The sequence below is a fragment of the Haloferax sp. s1 genome (assembly GCF_058382125.1).
Map to the genome: position 1 here is coordinate 1 of NZ_JBZRPK010000120.1, position 1172 is coordinate 1172.

Annotated in this window: 2 protein-coding genes; both read right to left on the reverse strand. The window is 62.4% G+C overall.

Going from position 1 to position 1172, the window contains the following annotated elements:
* On the reverse strand, positions 1-620 hold a 620-nt coding region (locus tag QT222_RS00855), incomplete at its 3' end, for a sulfatase-like hydrolase/transferase (RefSeq protein WP_491475994.1).
* Positions 621-698: 78 nt separating this feature from the next.
* On the reverse strand, positions 699-1073 hold the full coding sequence (locus QT222_RS00860; protein ID WP_004058673.1) for a NifU family protein: 375 nt from the start codon (positions 1071-1073) through the stop codon (positions 699-701).
* Positions 1074-1172 lie beyond the last annotated feature (99 nt).

Consider the following 1172-nt stretch of genomic DNA (forward strand, 5'->3'; position numbering starts at 1 on the left):
GGGTGGTACGGGCGGTGTGCGTCCATGAGGTTGATGAACGCGAAGAACTCCTCGGAGTCGTCGATGAAGTCGATAGTTTCGTCGATGACAGTGGGCGTTTTCGAGTCCGCCCCGTCGCCGCCGGCGAGATACTCGTGGGCGGTGTTGCCGAGGCTGACGAGTTTGTCGGCGAGCGCCCGGAGTGTGTCGCTGTCGTTCATGGTCTTCCAGGCCTTCGCCAGCGGGCCGGAGAGGAAGTCCCCCGGCATGACCTCGAAGAAGTTATCCTGTTGCTCGAATCCGTCAGTCAGGTGCGTATAGGGCGTAATCCACGCGTTCGAGGAGTAACACGCTGTGTCGTAGCCGGCCGCCGAGAGCGTCTCGGCGAGCGTGGTGACGCCTTCGAGGTAGGGGTTTTCTTGGTCAGCACCGTGCTGACTCGGGTACATCCCAGTGAAAAGCGAGGCGTGAACCGGGAGGGTCCACGGTGCGGGTGCAACGGCCTGTTCGAACACGGTCGCCTCTTCGGCGAACCGTTCGAGGCCCGGCGTCGTCGGGCGGTCGTAGCCGTACGGGGTGAGATGGTCCTTTCGGACCGTGTCCATGACGACGAAGAGGACGTTCTCGGGCGACTCGGTCATACCCGTGGGTGTGCAGTAGTCGCCGATAAAAGTCCTGTTCTCGGATGCGTGCCGAGAGAAAAATCCCGAAAAGACGCCCTAGAACGGGGCCTGCGGACCTTGGTCGTCTTCGATGTCGGTCGTGTCGTCGCTGGTGTCGCCGGGGAACGACGGACTGGTGCCGCCACGACTCTCGCCGCCCATGTCTCCGTCCATGCCGGTGTCGGCGTGGACTTCGTTGATTTCGGGGATTTCCTTGACCATGCGGGTCTTGATAGCCTGAATCGTCATCGGCGAGATACCGCACCCGGAGCAAGCGCCACCGAGGAGAACCGTCACTTCGCCGGTCTCGCGGTCCAGGTCGCGGATGGCCGCGCTGCCACCGTGCATCTGGATCTGCGGGAAGTTCCGACGGAGGAAGTTCACAACACGCTCTTTGAGGTCGTCCTCGCCGTCCTGCGTCTCCGTGCTCATGGACGCGGCTTCGGGGTGAACGTGCTTAGGCCTTTGGTTCGGGGTTACGATTCGACGCCGAAGACCCGATGCAGTTCGCCCTCTATCTCGTCGAGATAC